This window comes from Kurthia huakuii LAM0618, assembly GCF_000505545.1.
GTDB classification, from domain to species: domain Bacteria; phylum Bacillota; class Bacilli; order Bacillales_A; family Planococcaceae; genus Kurthia; species Kurthia huakuii.
In genome coordinates, this window is record NZ_AYTB01000034.1 from 1 (window position 1) to 595 (window position 595).

Genomic DNA, 595 nt, shown 5'->3' on the forward strand with positions numbered 1-595 from the left:
ACGGCCCAAACTCCTACGGGAGGCAGCAGTAGGGAATCTTCCACAATGGACGAAAGTCTGATGGAGCAACGCCGCGTGAGTGATGAAGGTTTTCGGATCGTAAAACTCTGTTGTAAGGGAAGAACAAGTGCGTTAGGTAATGAACGCGCCTTGACGGTACCTTATTAGAAAGCCACGGCTAACTACGTGCCAGCAGCCGCGGTAATACGTAGGTGGCAAGCGTTGTCCGGATTTATTGGGCGTAAAGCGCGCGCAGGTGGTTTCTTAAGTCTGATGTGAAAGCCCACGGCTCAACCGTGGAGGGTCATTGGAAACTGGGGAACTTGAGTGCAGAAGAGGATAGTGGAATTCCAAGTGTAGCGGTGAAATGCGTAGAGATTTGGAGGAACACCAGTGGCGAAGGCGACTGTCTGGTCTGTAACTGACACTGAGGCGCGAAAGCGTGGGGAGCAAACAGGATTAGATACCCTGGTAGTCCACGCCGTAAACGATGAGTGCTAAGTGTTAGGGGGTTTCCGCCCCTTAGTGCTGCAGCTAACGCATTAAGCACTCCGCCTGGGGAGTACGACCGCAAGGTTGAAACTCAAAGGAATTG

General features: G+C 52.4%; 1 rRNA gene. It reads left to right on the top strand.

Annotated features, from left to right (window positions below):
- Positions 1-595 (top strand): 16S ribosomal RNA (locus V514_RS0118250); the annotation flags it as partial.